Origin of the sequence: Ruminococcus sp. YE71 (genome assembly GCF_900119155.1) — a bacterium.
Classification (GTDB): Bacteria; Bacillota; Clostridia; order Oscillospirales; family Ruminococcaceae; genus YE71.
The window spans coordinates 1-18,412 of record NZ_FPIR01000025.1 but is presented as its reverse complement, the minus strand read 5'-3'; the positions used below and the strand labels follow the sequence as shown (position 1 = coordinate 18,412).

Below are 18,412 nucleotides of genomic sequence, written 5' to 3'. Positions count from 1 at the left end.
TTCTCGCTTGTATAGGGGAAGAAGTCGGGCTTTTTACAACCTTTTTATTTTCCATCTTCCATAAGTTTGTAGAGATTAGACAAAATTCGTTTTTTCTTTTTGTGTATATTTTGCTGAGTAGTGCCAAGCAGATCAGCACACTCCTGCTCGGTATATTCGCTGAAATATATCATGTGTATGAGTTCTCTGTCAGCTTTTTTCAGCCTTGCTACCGCCGCCATTACCTCATCGAATGCAGCCTTTGAAAGAGCATAGTCGGCGGTCGGGTCATCATCTGTTATGAACTCATGGAAGTTCTCAAAAGCTCCGTCATCGCCGCCTATGAGCATTGAAAACTGTATCTCATGCTCATAAAAGGATTCGTTGTTATCGTGAATGTTCCATTCCGTTCTCATGTAGGCATCATATACCTCCTGTGATACCTCGACATCGACCATTTTCCCTGTGATAGTGTCATAAACCTTGACTATTTTATTGTTCATTTTTAGACCTCCGTTTTGAATTTTGATTTTGAAAAGACAAAACGAAGATCATGGGTATTTTGCTGTATAACACAGCCATTTTGCTTGTGAAAACATATTGCGTCCTTCCCCGAAGACACAAAAAAAGAGACTGCGTACACACTTGCACACAGCCTCTGCTTGCCGAAAAATAGGCGCACTAAAGAAAGGGTACAAGTTACAGTAATTTCAGATATTCTGAAATCCTCTGTTTTGTATCCTCAGCCTTAATGCATATCGGCGTTGAATATATTATTTTGAAAACAAAAAAGGAGCCGAAGTATTCGCAATGTTGATCTTGCTGCTTCAACCGGGCAGAGTGACGCTTAACATTTCATGTAAGTTCACTCCGACCTGTGTCGGCAGTTTGATCGACATTTAACGATATACTTCGGCTCCAATCAGCCCTTCGTACAGCCCGATCGCTGTACGGTTTTTACGATAAATATCTATCTCTGTATTCTGTTGTTATCGACTGGCTGTGAGCTTAGCAGCAGCCCTGTGCCGGAAGGTATCCAAGTTGATTCCTTTGAGCCGGAGGACTTCACATCGGAAGTCTTAGACTCGAATTTTGTTCTTCGGATAGTTCTCTTTTTCAATTCTATTATATCAAGATGATCTCTTTTCCACTTCAGCTCAACATCATTTCCGCAGATGAAGCTCTCGCATATAAGATCGAGCTGTTCCTCGTTGATGTAGCACGTCCCGAATGCGTTGGTCTGATGCTCTGTCAATATTTTTTCAAGTGTAAGTTCGGGATCATGGAAACTATCATCATATAGCTCCGGCGGTATGTCAGTGCATCTGCCGCTTGTGACCACCAGCCTTCTCATAGCTTTTACGACAGGTTCGCATTTTACTTCCGACCACGGCATTATTATCCGTAAGTCGTCCGCCGCAAAAGCGTAAAAACTAAATCCGCAGGAGCAGACAACTTTATCATCGAATATTGCTCCTTCAAAAATATGCTTTTTGTTACATCTTGGGCAAGAGATAGTGTACCTTTTGTCCCTTGCCTTTTTGGGTTCTGTCATTCTTTTTATTTCTCCATATTTTGTTTTAACTCAGGTTATTGATCTTAATGACCTTCACAGCAACACCCTGTATTGTCATAGAGTTTGCATCTACATATATGTCGTCCATCTCGCTGTTTTCGGGGTGCAGTCTTATACGTCGCTCTTTGGGTTCGGGGAAGAAGCGTTTTAGTACTGCTTGTCATGCCGACCCCTCGCACTCTCGCCGACCATTGGCGAGCCGCACTCCGCACAGAGCAACTTGGTAGTGAGGATATATCTGTCATCCGACTTGTAGCTTGCAGGCGCACGCCGATTCCGTTCAAGCCTGTCCTGCGCCATTTGGAACACATCTTCGCTCACTATCGCAGGAACGCCGCCCTGGACAACCACATCGCGGTATTTGTACTCCCCGATATACTTCCGATTTTGGAGCATGGCACTCACGGTTGTCTTAGTGACATTCTTCTTGTACGAAGACTTGACATTGTAATCGTTGAGGAAATTCACAATCTCTTTTATCTGCTTGCCGTCAACGTACATCTGAAACGCCTGCGCAACAAAGGGCGCAGTCAGCTCATCAATCTGATAATGCTTGTTCTCATTGACAGTGTACCCTATCGGGATAAGACCGCCGTTGTACTGACATTTCAAGGCATTTTCAGTCATGCCGCGAATGACTTTCTCACTCAACTCTGCCGAGTAATATTCCGCAAATCCTTCCAAAACCGATTCGAGAATAATTCCCTCAGCGCCTTCCGAGATAACTTCCGTAGCCGACACAACCTTGACCCCATTCTTGCGGAGTTGCGCTTTATAATGTGCCGAATCGTACCTGTTTCGGGCAAACCTGTCCAACTCCCAAACAATAACCGCATCGAACAACTGCTTTGAGTTGTCCTTTATCATTTGCTGAAACTGCGGACGATTGTCAGTTTTGGCTGACATCGCCCTGTCGAAGTAGCTGCCGATTATCGTTATATTGTTTTTCTCGGCGTATTCCTTGCATTCCCTCAATTGACCTTCAATGCTTTCTTCACGCTGGTGGTCACAAGAATATCTCGCGTAAATAACTGCCTTCATCTATTACCTCCTTTGCGTCATGTGGTACAAGCCCACCGCTGTCCCGTACCTTTCGTACTTCCATTATACCACACGTTTAGATTTGTGTCAACACTTTAAATCGCGAAATCATTTTTTATGCAGCGCTGTTATCGTTATGAGAGGTATCCCCGTTTTCGGCTGACTTGGCGTTTTCAGCCTTTTCATCGAGATACTTCTGATATTCAGCTTTCCCCTGTTCGCTTTCAAAGTAAGCTCTGATTGCAGGATAGAAGCTCGCTGCAAGTGTGTTGATCTCTTGTTTTGTAAGTCTCTGCATAGAATGCAGCACGGTTTTGACGTTGCAAGCGCAGGAAGGGGTCAGGCTCACCCCTTTTGTCGTGTGCTGACCGCAAAAACTGATTGGCGAACTCTTCTGCGGTCAGCCGATAGTTTCACATCGGACTCACCTGTCCTTTATCACACAGTTTTATTCATGCCGATATGCAGTCTGCATCCGAGCAGGCAGTCTCGTCCTCAAGTACGTCATTAGCAGCCTTCTCATTTTCAGCTTTCATTCTCTGCTTCTCCCTTTCGGACTTAACGTAGTCCGTGACCTCATCAAGCGTAAATATGCAATCAACAATCTCGGCGTATTCATCAAGGCTAAATCCCTCGCCGATCTTGCCGGCGGTGTGCTTTCCGAGCTCCTGCATATTGACGATATATGCTTTCTCCAGTTCCTCGGCAATCTCCGCATCGAGCTTGCGTTTAGCCTCACGCATATCTTTAAGCCGATTTTGTGTTTTCTCCATGTTCTCGGCATACAGCTTAGACTTGGCGATCTTTTCCTCTGTTGTCAGCTTTTTATTACTCAATAGCATTCTCCTTTCCTTGAGGCGCAATCCTGCGCCTGCTGCATACGCAGCTATTCGCATACGCAAAGGTTTAGCGGGGGTAGTCCATTTCGTCGCATTGGGCGTGTACTCGTTTTGAGCTATCTACCCCCGGAGGGCGCACTTATACAAACTCTAACCGAGTTTGTTGTGCGCCAAGAGGGAGCGCCCTCTTGGAACTCCCCGAATCAATGCGGATAAACCGCTAAGGTAGCATGCGGCACGGTTGGGTTTACGGCTATAATCTCGGCTTTGGAATTTCTGAATTTATTTGATTGACTTTTTTTAGTGATGATGTATAATTATTGATATGTAATCAAAATATTTATATAAACAGGAATTTCATTTTTAAGGTGGGAATAATGAGTCTTATTGGATTTGATGAAATAAAAAAACATCCGGGGTTCTCCGGCTATTACGAATACAAAGATAAACACATAAAAAAATGTGAGGAACAAATCATTGAGCAAGGTATTTCGACGGGCGATCAGATCATGGAGCTTGTCAAAAAATATGGTTACTTTCATATCGACAGATATGAAGCCGTTTCAGGTGACAGACTGCGATTCTTTTTCATGCCGTTTTCCAATCCATGCCCTTACTGGGATGAATTTGGTCAGAAGGCTGTTTTTATCGGAACGATAGTAAATTCCGATTGCGGCAATTTCAAAGATAAAAACACGATCGAAAGCGCATATCTGCTTGATGACGGCTGTTATTATAATCAATCTAAAAAGAAGATCGCAGACAGCATCGAGGAACTTTTTGACTATTTTATGAGGGTCGAATACGATCATCATGCTCCTATTTCACCCAAAACTTACGAACGTCTTAAAAGCGGTGGCTGGTATGAAGGCAGGAAAGTTGATATTTCCGGTTTGATTGCAGAGTGTGAAGAAAACGGCATTACTTTAACTGATTGTCAGAAAGCATTCCTTGAAGAATTTTCAGGGGTCTGTTGTGCTGACTATTCAGGAGATGTACTAAAGATGGAAAGGTTGTTTATCTTCAATGAAGAGATAAACCAGTTCAGTGAATACACATACATCGATGATTTTGATAAAAAATGGATATATGATCATTACGACAAAAGTGCTGTATGCGTCGGTAAATGTTATGACTGCGAGGGAGTAATTTGGCTCACGGGTGACGGACAGCTCTTATTACAAAATATATCGACTATACTTTATGATGAAAACTGGGTAGCTCCTATCGGCAGAACCATCATGAATGGATTTAATGTGATTTTAGGGTAATAGTACCCGCTTGATCTTGTGACCATTTTGACATTAAAGTGATATATTGCGGGTATCAGTCCTCCTTTTTATATGAACTTTCAGATATTAATGTGCGCACATAATATCGTTGTATACACTATATTACTCGTAAACCACGTTGTCAATAGGTTCTTAAAATGATAAAAAAAGCATTGTTTTTGATAAATTCATTCATTTACAAATCTTTGATCGTCTGATACCATAAAAACAGATGATTCTGAGGAATTCCGGTGAATGGAGGATTTGTTATGATACTTAACGGTGTTTTCAAAAAAGTTGTGGCAGGATTGTCGGCGGTCATGCTTTGTATGGGAAGCTTTTCGCCTGTAATGACGGATCATGTTGCATTAAAGGGAGAAGCGGCGGGTTTAAATACAATATATAATGATACATTCTGGAAAGACAGCTCCGGCAGGAATATCTACTCACAGGGCGGTGGAGTATTCAAATTCGGTGATACTTATTACTGGTATGGTGTTCACTACAAGGGTGCAGAGACCTATGCTGCAAATCCTTCAAAAAAGAACAGTGATACCGGATTTGTATCTGTTACCTGCTATTCATCTAAAGATCTGGTCAACTGGAAATTTGAAAATGATGTTCTGACATCGAATACTAAGGGGTTCGGATATGCATACTGGTTTGGAAGGCTCGGAGTAGCATACTGCCCGAGATCAAAGAGATATGTTCTTGTGGCTCAGTACAATGAAAGTGTGATGTTTGCTTCATGTGACAGTCCGACAGGAAATTTCAAAGTCGAAAATGTTCAGGATCAGATAACTAACGTACTGAAACAGGGTACAGGCGATCAGACCGTTTTTGTAGATGATGACGGACAGGCATATCTGATATGCTCGAACAAAGGGGGCAGAAATCATCAGTATGTTTCAAAACTGCGCTCTTCTGATTTCCTTTATGCAGAACCGGCTGTTGAGGTAGCTAAGGGAAGCGGACGCGAAGGCGATTGTATGTTCAAATACAAGGGTAAGTATTACTTCTGTGCTTCTGATCTTCACGGCTGGAATTCTTCTCACAGCTATTATATGGTTGCAGATAACATAAACGGTCCGTATTCGGGCTGGAAGGTCATGGGTGGAACAGACAATGATTTCTCTCATGTCACACAGACCGGCTTTTTCTATACAGTTAAAGGCACAAAGCAGGAGACGGTCCTCTTTTGCGGAGACCGCTGGAGCGACTTTGCAGGCAATGGTATCGGATATAATCAGTGGGTGCCGCTGACGGTAAACGGTAATGATGTTCAGTTCAATTCATTGAGCGAATGGAAACTCGATGCCGTGACAGGAGAATGGTGCGTTGGTGAAGGGAACAATTATATACTGAATCCCAGCTTTGAAGCTGACAGAGTTTCGCAGACCACAATGGCAGGCTGGAAGGCATCAGGCACAGGAAACAGTAACAAAAACAGTGCTCATACAGGCAATTGGAGTGCACAGCACTGGAGCGACTCAGCATATAAAGCGACCTTATCACAGGATATTACAGTACCGAACGGGACCTATGATCTGAAGGTCTGGGTGCGTTCAAGCGGAGGACAGAATCAGAGCTATGTTTATATAAAGAATTACGGCGGTGCTGACAGACAGATCACACTCAACAAAAAGATAGACAGCTGGAAGGAAGTAACGCTCAGTGACATTAAAGTGACAAACGGAAAAATACAGGTAGGTTTTTATTCAGATGCTAATGCCGGCAACTGGGCATTCGTTGATGATTTTTCTCTCGTTGCCAAAAAGACCGTTCCCGAACCGATCGCTGACGGAAAGTATATCAAGTCACTTGAAGTCTATGATACTGCAAACCGCAGCAAGTGGTCTGTTCAGAGCTATTTAGACAACGGCATGGAGGTCTTTGGTGACAGAAGCTTTAAATTCACATTTGTTCCCGAACAGCTGAAAGGTGCAGAATGGATAAGAACGTCATGTGACTCAAAGAAATTCCAAAGTGATGAAGCATCCTTTAAAGCCGGTGCTGATATTACAGCTTTTGTCGCGGTCGATACAAGAGCAGAGGGAAATCTGATGCCGTGGCTTTCAGGTTCAGGTTGGACAAAAACAGACCTTGCACTCGTTGATGATGGAGATCCTATAGTTACATACAATGTATATAAAAAGGATGTCAGAAACGGCGAGGAAGTAAGGCTTAGTGCAGTGAACATGAGTTCTGCGGTAAACTATGTGGTCATGGCAAAGCCTTATGACCCGAATGAGACCTATATGAACCAGCCGGACTATATCCGTGGTGACGTAAACCTTGACGAAAAGGTTGATATTTTCGATCTGATACTTTTGAGACAAGCTATCGGCAAGCCTGATTCATATACATATCATATCTCGGCTGCCGATATGAACGGTGATGGCAGGGTAGATATGTCCGATGCTGAGATACTGCAAAAGTATATTGCAGAGAAAAAAATCTTCTACGATATAAGATAAGCTTTCATAATAATCCTCTCTGATAAATGAAGCCGGCAGATTCTATTCTGTCGGTTTCTTGTTTTCTTTTCTGTATGCTGCGGGAGTTATGCCTGTTTTTTCACGGAACAGCTTTACAAAATGCGAAACGCTGTTGTATCCGCACATTTCGGCTATCTCCTCGACCTTTGCATCCGTTGTGGTAAGCAGTTCGCAGCCGCGGAGTATGCGGCTGTCGATTATATCCTGTATCATGGTAGAGCCGAATGCGTCTGTATAAAGGTGCTGAAAGCGTGAACGGCTTATCCCAAGCTCATCTGCGAAAAAATCGGCATTCCATTTCTGCTCCGGCCAACGGAAGATAGACTCCCTTATCCAGAGCAGATCTGACATATATTTTGTTTCAGTAAGATGGGTTTCTTTGTATCTGAACCGCTCCTGTTCGTTCAGCTTGCAGAGCATTATCCTGAAATAGAGCGATACTGTCAGGTGCCTGTTAGTATGCGCGGAATAGTACTCAAAGCATATGTTTCTCATTATGGTCGAAATGGCATATACGTTGCCTACATAGACCGGTTTATTCAGAGGTATGGAAAGCTCGCTGATAAGACGCATATCTTCATCATCCGGAAAGAAGTGCAGCCAGTCGTCAATATATTCGCCCTTGTCCGCTGAGTAATACAGCGGAGTGCCGAGGGAATAAATGATATACGAGCCGGCTTTTGCGTGTATTTCCTCGCCGTTAATTCGAAATACCGCTGGAGTTTTGATTATAAGCATCAGCCAGTCACCGGAACCGTCCGGTCGGTCGATGACAAATCTTTCATCGTGTCTGTGATGATAGCCGGCACATAAACATTTCATACATCTCACCTCTGTATTATTGTATCATAAATATAGTTCTTTTGTCAATTAAAATATCGCAATTATGCCGAAAATGCAGCACAGAACCGCATTGACAGATATTTGTTTGTAAGTTACAATTAAATAAAATGAAACTGAGAACGAGGAGGCGAGCAGTATGGATGCGATCGGAAGATTCGGTATTATAATGCCTGAGATAAACAGCCCTCTTGACCATGAATTCATAGAGGGTGCTTACGCACAGGCTCAGATACTGGGCTATGACATCGTTATTTATACCGGAGTGTTCAATTCTATACGTGAGCTGCGATATGATTCCTATGTATCCGGACTTGAAAACATTTACACGCTTATCGACACTCAGCGGCTTGACGGCATTATTTTTACGGCTGAACGTTTTCACAATCAGGATGTCATAAAGAAGATAAAAGGCTATATCGCACAGACGGATACTCCATGTCTCGTTCTTGGCGGAGAATGTGCAAAGGCTGTATCTATGGAGGCTGACGAATACTCCAGTATGTATCGTATCACACGGCACATGACAGATGAACACAGCTGCAAAAAGCTGTATTGTCTTGCAGGTATCCCCGGACACAGATCGTCTGAGGAACGGCTTCGCGGATTTAAGGATGCCTGCAGAGACAGCGGCATAAGCATTTCCGAAAATGATATAGTCTATGGACTTTTCTGGAAGGGTATTCCCGGACAGCTTGGCAGGGATATTGCAAACGGAAGTGTGGAACGTCCGGATGCTGTGGTATGTTGCAGTGATGTTATGGCAGTCGAGCTGATAGCTGCTCTTTCCGAAAACGGCATAAGAGTTCCCGAGGATGTTAAGGTGACAGGCTTTGACGGCGGATGGGACAGCCTTATGTGTCAGACGCCGATAACGACTGTGACCGGACGTGACAAGCAGTTCGGGGCTGATGCGGTTTGCAGGCTTTATGAAATGACTAAAGGCACTATGCCGAAGCAGGAGCTTTTCTCTCAGACTATCCGCTATGGAAGAAGCTGCGGATGCTGTAAGGATATACCTATGGAGCCGCATCTTATTGATATGATACTTCGTCACAGAGAAAAACGCACGTTCATTGCCACCGACTTTATCCACCGTATGTCAGAGGCTTCGGCAATAACTGAACTGAGCGAACGCATCGATGAAGTCGGACACATTTTCAGAGGTATAGAATGGCTGGATATATGCCTTTGCGATGACTGGAAGGGTGACAGCAATAATCCTGACGTTTTCAGGCAGTACGGCTATCCGGAGGAAATGTATCTTCTTCTTTCAAAAAGGATCGGCGATAATAATAAAGCTCACTGTAAATTCCGCACCGCCGATATACTGCCTGCACTTAGTATCCCGCATGAACCTCACCTTATCATAATGATCTCACTGCATTGTTCCGGACAGATATACGGTTATACAGCGGCAGGCTATACCGACAGCCGGCGTGTGTCAGTTGATGAATACCTTGTAAGCTGGTGTGATTCTATATCAAACGGCGTGAGATCATTGCAGAAAAAGCTCTATTTACAGCATTTTACCAGTCAGCTCGAAAAGCTATCGGAAAGCGACCCTGTGACCGGAATGCTCAACAGGCGTGGATTTATGGTGAACGCTCCTGAAATTCTAAACGGATACAGGAATGATAACAGAAAAAGCTGGCTTCTTATGATGACCTATTATCCTGACAAAATAGGCTCAGTCTCTCCTGACAGTATGATAGGGAATATTATAATGGAGATATGCTCCCACAGGCTATGTGCAAAGATAAGTGAGAGTGTATATTCCATAATACTACCCGGCGTTGATGAACAGGCGATCATGAATACATCAGAAAACCTTGTTGCAGCAATTGAGTCGGGTCTGCGTGAACGCCTCGGAGATCTAAGGCTTCCGGAATTTCTGACCGCTGTTTCAGCTCTTGATTCTGTAGATATAGCTGACATTGAAAAAAACATTTCTGATATGATACAGCAGGTCACGGATAAAAAAGAGGCAGTCAAAAACAATTATACGGACTATAAGGAACAGATATACCGCCTGAGAAGGAACATCATTTCAGAGCCGCAAAAGGAATGGGACGTTGACGAGATCGCTCATTCGATAGGTATAAGCCGCAGCCACCTGCAAAGGCTTTATAAGCAGCTCTTTTCGTTCAGTGTTAAGGACGATGTTATCAATGCAAGGATACGGCGTGCTATGCAGCTTCTTACGCACACGTCAATGAGGATACAGGAGATATCGGAAATGTGCGGATATAACAACCATAATCATTTTATGCGGCAGTTCAAGGAAAAAACGGGCATAACCGCAGCACAGTACAGAAAGGATAATACTCAAAGGCAGGCGTAGTCTTTTTGACCGAAAAAGCCACTTTTTGGATTGAATATTGCATTGAGAACATAGCAGATTTGTTGTATAATCAAAAATGAGGAGAATGACACCCAATCATCACAGGAGGTACAATATGAAAAAAGTATTGAGTCTGAAGATACTGGCAGTAGTCTGTGTTATTGTAAGTATCGTAACTATGCTTTGTGCAAATACGATGCTTCCGGCAGGGGCAGCCGGTATTTCCACGGACTATCCGGCGGTGCTTCTGCGGATAAGCACCTACGACAACGCACGGCATATCAACATTTCCGGCTACGATGACAAATCGGCTGCGGTGGCTTCCGAACTGAAAAACACCCTTAACGAAAGCTGGCGTTTTGATTACACAGGAACTGACAGCAAGGGCAGCTTTTACCGCATAACCAATATGGGTACGGGCAGAGTGCTTACACCTGACGGATATAATGTATCCGAGGGAAATCCGGCTATTATCTTCGGAAATGAGAATGAAAAGTCGCAGTATTGGTATGTTATCCCCGTCGATAAGGACAGCTATGGTACCGACCTGCACTTTAAGATAGTGAATTATGAGAATACATCTCTTGCGCTTACAAACAGCAGTAACAAGATAGTTCTTTCTTCATACAGCGGTAAGAACGAGCAGAAATGGCTTCTGAATGCTGTCGGCGAGCAGGGATTTTCGGGTTATTGTAAGGATTCAAACGGTAATGTCAAGGCTTGCAACATCGGCGGAACACTTGGCAAGACCGTTGAGGTCAGAAACTTTGACGAACTCAAAGCCGCCTGCACAAGCACGGACCCCTGCACGATAGTCATAACTCAAAATATCAGCAAGACAGGCAGTTATACAAAGGACAGCAACGGTCGATACCGTTTCAATGATGCAAAAATATATATGCAGCCGAACAAGACCGTGACCGGCAGCTATGCGGCACATTCGCTGTATAATGTCTATTTCAACACCTATAATAATAATTACGGACCGGGACATGATCTCATTTTCCGTAATATCCAGATCTCACATGACAAGGAACTTAATAACGACAATATCTGGGAGTTTTCATACGGATATAATTTCTGGATAGACCATGTTGATTTTGTTGGTCATGACAAGGTGAACGGTGCGTCAACAAATACTGACGACTGGGATAAATTCCTTAATTTCAAGGGCAATACCGACAATGACAACACCGATTTCATCACCATTTCCGACTGCAAATTCGGTCTGCATGAATACGGCGTTCTGCTCGGTTATCCGGTAGATACGCAGGAAGCCTACAACGCATTTGAGGGTACGCCTCATGTGACAATTGCGGATAACTTCTACAACAAATGCGTGACCCGTGCGCCTGCGCTCATGCGTTACGGCTACTTCCATTCGTTCAATAACTACGTCGTGAATTTTGATATGGGCTATACCATTTACACTGCTTCAAAGCTTTATGCTGAAAACAATTACTACAACGGCGGAACAGGAAAAGGCTCGGTGGTGAACGATTCCGTTTCAAGCAGTGATATTTCATCAAAGTACCCCGGACAGTATACTGAGGAAGGCTCTACACTTACAGGCTCGAATTATTCGCTTACGGCAAAGACTGCAACAGCTTGCTCGTGGAGACCGAATACAAATTACAGCTATACCGCAAAGTCCGCAGCAGATGCAAAATCATACTGCGAGAAGTACAGCGGTCCGCAGTCGTCGGCTTCGACTATGACCTATGCGACACTGAACAAGAGCGGGTATCCCACATCAACATACATCGTTGCACCGTCCGTGTCTATGAGTGACCCGGTAGTAACTCCTGCCATTAGCGGAAACCTGGTCCTGGACCTGAAAACAGAAAACGAAGCAGAATGGAGCATAAAGAGTAACTTTGCAGAGGGTGACAAGGTGTTCACTGACAGAGATTTCACCTACTATTCTGTTCCCGATTTCCTGAAAGGTGCTGAGCTTATACAGACAAACTGCGATGGAAAAAATGTCGAGGGAAGTCAGGCTGTGTTTACTGCCGCCGGAAATATGACAGTGTATGTCGCACTCGATTCAAGAGTTGAAAATATCCCAAATTGGCTGAAAGACTGGCAAAAGACCCCGATGCAGATGTCAGCAAGCAACTCTGTTATCTTTAATGTTTACAGCCGTTGTGTACGTCAGGGCGAGACAGTTACGCTCGGTACTAATGGACAGTCCGCATCCTGTATAAATTATACCGTTTTAGCAGCACGTCACATCGGAGACGTAAACAAGGACGGGAAGTTCAATGAGGACGACCTTAATAATCTTCACCGTTATCTTGTAGGGGCAGACACTCTTGTGGATGAGCTTTCTGCCGACATAAACTTTGATACCTGTCTGAACATATCAGACCTTGTCGATATGCGCCGTCAGCTTGACAGCATCAACAACTCAGCAGCACCCACGATGCCCGGAAATGAAACCACACCACCGGCTGAAACACAGTGCGAATATGAACCCGACGGATTTGTGTTCTCGGGCAATGTTTACCTTGTGGGAGATTCCACCGTCTGCAATTATGAAGACAATTACAGCACTTCCTACGATCGTTACGGCTGGGGAATGAAGCTCGCAGAGCAGTTCAGCGGTGTGAATGTTCACAATCTTGCACTGTCCGGCAGAAGCTCACGCAGCTTTCTTACCGAGCAGAATTATCAGACTCTGAAGAATTCTATCGGCAAAGGCGATTATCTGTTCATTCAGTTCGGACACAACGATGAAAAGACCGATGAGAGCCAGTATCCCGGGCTCGGCACATACACAGGTCTTGACTGGAGTAACCTCGACAATAACGGCAAGGACAGTCAAGGAAGATATTCCTATGAGTATATACTTATGGCATACTACGTAAACCTTGCCAAAAACAAGGGTGCAGTCCCTGTTCTGGTAACGCCGATAACACGACGTGCTTCTGACGGTCAGGCAAATTATCAGCAGCACACCCCTTATCAGCAGGCAATGATACAGCTTGGCGAGACCTTTGATGTTGCCGTTATCGACATGACTACACTTACTACACAGCTTTATACAAATCTGTACAATGCAGGCGGTGCTTCGGAAACTGCAAAACTGCACTGCTACACCGATACAGCACATACTGTTATCGACAATACTCATCTGAGCAATGCGGGAGCTTCAAAGATAGCCTCCATGATAGCAGAGCAGACTAAAGAGATCGGACTCAGCATATCAAAAAAACTTAAAAGCTGATACATAAGCAAATCAAGGCGGAACGGAAATGAACTGTTTCGCCTTGTTTGATTTTTAGCTTTAGCGTAGATTCCCCCCGCTTCTGCCGGAGAAATTAAAAAGCTTTAGCATGAGCGCACCCGAAGGGAAACAACTGGCGAAGCCATGAAGCAAACTATGATCCTTGGCTGAAAGAAGTATAGACCGTTTATGGGTAGTAGTGCAAGCAATGCTATATAATGATTCAATACCCACTTTTTAGGGGCAGAGCAGACCACCACTTCAGTGGTGGTCATGGTTTTTACAGTTCATTTTTGCGATAAAAGGTCAGAAAAATGATAAATTACGTCATTTCCAAACAGTATATCAATATGATATAATAACTTCAATAGGATATTCGTACATCAGTATGCTCAACATTACAACAGGAGGAATCACTATGAAGAAACAAAGGATCGGCGCGGCGCTGCTCGCAATTGGTCTCGGTATCTCGAGCATCGGCATCAACAGTATCAGCGCCGACGCAGCAGGGCGGAGGGTATCCGTCCATGACCCGTCTATCATCAAGACAAACGGTATGTACTACGTATTCGGCTCGCATATCGACGCGGCGCAGTCTAGTAATCTCATTGACTGGGATCGCTTTACAAACGGTTACGCAAGGACCAACAATGTAGAGTTCGGAAATCTATCGGATAATCTCAAAAAAGCATTTGCATGGTCGGGCGAGGATCTCGAAGACTGTGCAGGCGGATTTGCTGTATGGGCTCCCGATGTAATATGGAACCCTGATTTCCAGTGCAAGGACGGCACAAAGGGTGCATATGTTATGTACTTCTGCACCAGCTCGACCTACAAGCGCTCGGTAATATGCTACGCGTGGTCAAAGACCGTAAAGGGGCCTTACACCTTCGGTGATACGCTTATCTACTCAGGCTTCTATGACAATGACAGCTATGTTACCAGCAACACAAAGCGTGTAAACCGCAAATACACGACCACCAACATCGATGAGCTGATCTCAAAGGGCGAGGTCACTTACAACAACAACTGGTTCAGCAATCACGATTTCAATAACTATCTGTTCCCGAACGCCATAGATCCTACTATCTATTACGGCACAGACGGAAAGATGTACATGACCTACGGCTCATGGTCGGGCGGTATATTCACTCTTGAGATCAACCCCAAGACAGGACGTGTTATCCACCCCAAGACGGGTACTACATCTGACGGAAGAATGGTAGACAGCTATTTCGGCACAAAGATCGCAGGCGGCTACTACAAATCAGGCGAGGGTCCGTTCATAGAATACAATGCCGACACAGGCTACTACTACCTCTGGACGACCTATGGCGGACTTACCTCGACAGGCGGATACAATATGCGCGTATCCCGCTCGAAGTCACCTCTCGGACCTTTTGTAGATCCCGCAGGCAATCAGGCTGTGCTGAATGCAAACACCAATCTCGATTCCGTAGGACTCAAAGTCATGGGCAACTACAAGTTCTCTACCCTCGACCGCGCATATATGGCTTGCGGACATAATTCCGTTCTCCGCGACGATGACGGACAGTGGTACCTCTTCTACCACGCAAGATTCGATGACGGCGGCGAAGGCCATCAGGTGCGTGTACATCAGATGTATTTCAATGCAGACGGCTGGCCTGTTGTTACACCTTTTGAGTATGCGGGCGACAAGCTTTCAAAGGGCGGCTACAATGAGAGCGATATCGTCGGAAAGTATGAGTATATCAATCACGGCAATTCTACCGACGGAAAGATCATCAACTACAAGACCATATATCTGAATTCCGATGGTTCCATCTCCGGCGATGCGTCCGGAAGCTGGAAGCAGTCTTCTTCATCATCCGATGCGACTCTCGTTATCGGCGGCAAGACCTACAAGGGTCACTTCTACGCAGGCAAGAACGAAAAGGGTACAAAGGTCATGAGCTTCACCGCGGTCGGCAGCAACAACCAGTCCGTATGGGGTGCGAAAAATGACAAGTTCACTGGCAGCGACCGTGATTACACAGGTGATTATACCAACGCAGAGTACGACCTCGTGTTCGACTGGGATACCGTCAGGAACGAAGCCCCCGGCGCATCTCTGAAGATCAGCGGCACGAACCTTCTCTCGGGCGTAAGCTATTTCATCGCCAACAAGAACAGCGGTCTTTCACTTGACCTTCCCGAAGGCAAGACTGCGAGCGGTACCAATATACAGCAGTGGGAGGCTAACGGCTGCTTCGCACAGCAGTTCCGTATAATCGCCGAGAACGACGGCTGGTGCCGTATAGCATCTGTCGGCGACGAAACAAAGGTTATCACCGTGACTTCCTCTGCTGATGGTGCAAACGCCGAGCTGGCGACCTATACGGGTGCTGATACACAGCTGTTCAAGGTAGTCGAGAACAACGGCTATTACGCTTTCCTTACAAAGTGCTCGGGCGGCAAGAGCTCGCTGGATGTGTTCGAGTGGTCAACGGAAAACGGCGGCAACATCGCACAGTATCCCTACAATACCTACGACTGCCAGCTGTTCACGGTAACGCCGGTACACCCCGCGATCAATGACGGTTTATACAGCTTCCGCCGCGTAACCGACGGCAAGTTGACGGGAAATCGCACAGTAAAGCGCCTGGATGACGGCAGATACAGTCTCACCGAAGAGGACGGCAAGACAGGCACTTACACAATAAAGTGCAACGCAGACGGCAGCTACGCTCTCGTAAAATCAGACGGAAGCGAATCGAGCTACGTGTTAGAGCCTGTATACAAAAAGGCCACAGAGCCCGATCCTCAGCCGGATCCCCAGCCCAATGGCGAAACATATCCCAAGAATATAAATGTAGTGACAAATTCCACCTCTCATCAGATAAGATTCACATGGGACAAAGTTGAGGGCGCTGACAGATACGGTATAGCGGCATACATTGCAGGCAAGTGGAAGATCCAGACCCAGAGCCTGACCGACACAACCTTCACCACTCCCAAGAACATGACCCCGGGCAAGACCTACAAGGTAGCCATCGCCGCAAGAGTAAACGGCACCTGGGACGTTGCAAACGCTATCAAGAATGCGGTTACTGTCGTTGTCATGTGATATGACAAGAACAGTATGACTGAATATCAGTAAAGACAAAGAGGCTGTTGCAACCGCAGCACCCTCTAACCATATCCGAACATCAGAGTAAAAAAATATATTAACTGGTGAAATAAGCTGTTTCAGTGCGCACACCCCCAAGCCCTCTTCAAAAAAGAGGACTCGGGGGTGTTATGTTCTGCTGGTTTTTATGCCGTTTTCAGTTCAAAAAGAGAAATTCCAAGTCGGTTTTCTGAGATCTTAGCAAAAAACTTCTTTATGTTGTATGCAAGTCCCAGCAAAAGGAACTCAGTTCTGATGTTGTTTTTGCCCCTGCACAGGAATCTTCTGAAGCCATGATCCTGTTTCAGCACTCCGAATACGCCTTCCGGCATCGTGGAAAGGTCGCCTTGTTCGGTAAAAGTCAGCGTATCGTAAGCATTTCCAAACGTCTTGCTGTCTGAAATATAATTCAGATAGCCAATCATCATACCTGCATTATCACAGTAGCGCAGCTGCTTTTCTGTATCCTTCTGACCGGTAAAACCTGCCTTGTAACCCCAACCCGACACATACGCATTGTTCGCCCACGCCGCCAAATCAGCAGCGTTCTTAGTCGTGGGGTCACTGAACATATACGGATTTATCGTGTTGTTCATCACAAAAGTGTAGGTGTGCATGAAGTAATCGTAACTTATTTCCAGACCATAGTTCTGGTTTATGCTGTCGATGAGGGCGGCATCGTCAGGCGCAGTCTTGAACAGATTTGCATAACTGTTGGCATTAAAATCATCCACGTTATCAAAAAAAGACACATAGATAAGCTGTGCCTTGATCGTCTGGTCGGCTATCCCGAGCGCAGCCATCTCCGCTTCGATACTGCCTCCGGCGGACTTCAGTGCGTCAAGTTCTGCCGCCTGCTCGCTGTCGAGACTCGCTATGAAATTGTCCTCAGTGAGCTGTGACAGGTCAATATCCGCAGTTCCAAGATTGACCGAGCCGAGATTTGAAAACACAATGACCGGCAGGCAGAGCAGATAAATAAACCCGAACGCAATACTCAGCACAAGAATTATTAGCTTCTTCCTCAGCTTTTCGTCAGAGAGTATCATGACGAGGATCTTAATCAGCTTCGCACTCATTCCGGCACCTCTATCTGTCTCACCTCGAACTCTATATTATCATTGCAGACCTTCATTTCCTCTCCATGCTTGTATTCAAGTGCCGCATACTCCGTAGAAAACAAAACGGGTACGCCGTTCTGACGCACCCAATCCTCAAATACCAATGCCACATTCTGCGTGTAGCGAGTTTTCCATATTCCGTATTTTGTCAAGCTATCATGCCTCCTTACTCCATTTTCATACCTGTCTCAAAATCCGAATCGAGATCATGCTTGTCATAAATCTCACGGAGCATTTCGCTGAATGTTTCTCTTGCCGCTATATCCATCGGGTCGTAGCGGCTGGCAAGAGTGCCCATCAGCACCTCCAGCGGATTCTTGAAACTGAGCAGATAGTCAGCCGCATCATCGAGAATACAGGATTCAATATTCGTTCTGATGAACTTGACGGCTGCTATCTGTTCGGCGTTCTCAATCAGCTCATCGGCTGTCATGTCCCACCAGATTTCACGCATGGATTCGTATTCAAGGTTTATCTTTTTCAGCAGCTTATCGATCGCAGTCATGCTCTCACCTCACTATCTTCCCCCAGCCGCTCCGAACAG

14 protein-coding genes and 1 pseudogene are annotated in these 18,412 nt (G+C 45.3%); 5 read left to right on the top strand and 10 right to left on the bottom strand.

Translation table 11 applies throughout. The features are described from left to right. Nucleotides 1-44: 44 nt before the first annotated feature. The 6 genes from BT142_RS16795 to BT142_RS16775 form a co-directional block, all read right to left on the bottom strand. Nucleotides 45-482: a sigma factor-like helix-turn-helix DNA-binding protein gene (locus BT142_RS16795; RefSeq protein ID WP_072419334.1), complete on the bottom strand. Its 438-nt coding sequence runs from the start codon at nucleotides 480-482 to the stop codon at nucleotides 45-47. 467 nt (nucleotides 483-949) lie between these two features. Further along, a complete protein-coding gene (locus tag BT142_RS16790) occupies nucleotides 950-1,534 on the bottom strand; it encodes a hypothetical protein (protein ID WP_072419333.1) in 585 nt (194 codons plus the stop codon). Nucleotides 1,535-1,559: 25 nt separating this feature from the next. Next, nucleotides 1,560-1,664, bottom strand: a complete 105-nt coding sequence (locus tag BT142_RS19765; RefSeq protein WP_242872026.1) for a hypothetical protein — start codon at nucleotides 1,662-1,664, stop codon at nucleotides 1,560-1,562. 38 nt (nucleotides 1,665-1,702) lie between these two features. Continuing rightward, complete coding sequence (locus BT142_RS16785) at nucleotides 1,703-2,596, bottom strand: recombinase family protein (RefSeq protein WP_072419332.1); 894 nt, start codon at nucleotides 2,594-2,596, stop codon at nucleotides 1,703-1,705. 115 nt (nucleotides 2,597-2,711) lie between these two features. Then, a complete protein-coding gene (locus BT142_RS16780; protein WP_139182286.1) occupies nucleotides 2,712-2,894 on the bottom strand; it encodes a hypothetical protein in 183 nt (60 codons plus the stop codon). Between the two features lie 154 nt (nucleotides 2,895-3,048). Then, entirely contained in the window at nucleotides 3,049-3,432 is a 384-nt protein-coding gene (locus tag BT142_RS16775) for a hypothetical protein (RefSeq protein ID WP_072419330.1), read from the bottom strand. 380 nt (nucleotides 3,433-3,812) lie between these two features. Here BT142_RS16775 and BT142_RS16770 point away from each other — a divergent pair, with 380 nt between their 5' ends. Both BT142_RS16770 and BT142_RS16765 read left to right on the top strand, forming a co-directional pair. Further along, complete coding sequence (locus tag BT142_RS16770) at nucleotides 3,813-4,706, top strand: SUKH-3 domain-containing protein (RefSeq protein WP_072419329.1); 894 nt, start codon at nucleotides 3,813-3,815, stop codon at nucleotides 4,704-4,706. Nucleotides 4,707-4,975: 269 nt separating this feature from the next. Beyond that, complete coding sequence (locus tag BT142_RS16765) at nucleotides 4,976-7,183, top strand: family 43 glycosylhydrolase (protein WP_072419328.1); 2,208 nt, start codon at nucleotides 4,976-4,978, stop codon at nucleotides 7,181-7,183. A gap of 42 nt (nucleotides 7,184-7,225) precedes the next feature. On the opposite strand, the gene BT142_RS16760 is transcribed toward BT142_RS16765, so the two are convergent. Next, nucleotides 7,226-8,026: a helix-turn-helix domain-containing protein gene (locus BT142_RS16760; protein WP_072419327.1), complete on the bottom strand. Its 801-nt coding sequence runs from the start codon at nucleotides 8,024-8,026 to the stop codon at nucleotides 7,226-7,228. A 157-nt stretch (nucleotides 8,027-8,183) separates the two neighbouring features. Here BT142_RS16760 and BT142_RS16755 point away from each other — a divergent pair, with 157 nt between their 5' ends. The 3 genes from BT142_RS16755 (at nucleotide 8,184) to BT142_RS16745 (ending at nucleotide 16,705) form a co-directional block, all read left to right on the top strand. Further along, entirely contained in the window at nucleotides 8,184-10,388 is a 2,205-nt protein-coding gene (locus tag BT142_RS16755; RefSeq protein WP_072419326.1) for a substrate-binding domain-containing protein, read from the top strand. A gap of 115 nt (nucleotides 10,389-10,503) precedes the next feature. Continuing rightward, entirely contained in the window at nucleotides 10,504-13,617 is a 3,114-nt protein-coding gene (locus tag BT142_RS16750; RefSeq protein ID WP_072419325.1) for a pectate lyase family protein, read from the top strand. Nucleotides 13,618-14,035: 418 nt separating this feature from the next. Further along, complete coding sequence (locus tag BT142_RS16745; protein WP_242872025.1) at nucleotides 14,036-16,705, top strand: family 43 glycosylhydrolase; 2,670 nt, start codon at nucleotides 14,036-14,038, stop codon at nucleotides 16,703-16,705. Nucleotides 16,706-16,893: 188 nt separating this feature from the next. On the opposite strand, the pseudogene BT142_RS19760 reads toward BT142_RS16745, so the two are convergent. The 3 genes and pseudogenes from BT142_RS19760 to BT142_RS16730 form a co-directional block, all read right to left on the bottom strand. Beyond that, nucleotides 16,894-17,073 (bottom strand): annotated as a pseudogene (locus BT142_RS19760) (transposase); the annotation flags it as partial. Between the two features lie 749 nt (nucleotides 17,074-17,822). Then, nucleotides 17,823-18,020: a hypothetical protein gene (locus BT142_RS16735; protein WP_072419324.1), complete on the bottom strand. Its 198-nt coding sequence runs from the start codon at nucleotides 18,018-18,020 to the stop codon at nucleotides 17,823-17,825. A gap of 14 nt (nucleotides 18,021-18,034) precedes the next feature. Continuing rightward, nucleotides 18,035-18,373: a hypothetical protein gene (locus BT142_RS16730; protein ID WP_072419073.1), complete on the bottom strand. Its 339-nt coding sequence runs from the start codon at nucleotides 18,371-18,373 to the stop codon at nucleotides 18,035-18,037. Nucleotides 18,374-18,412 lie beyond the last annotated feature (39 nt).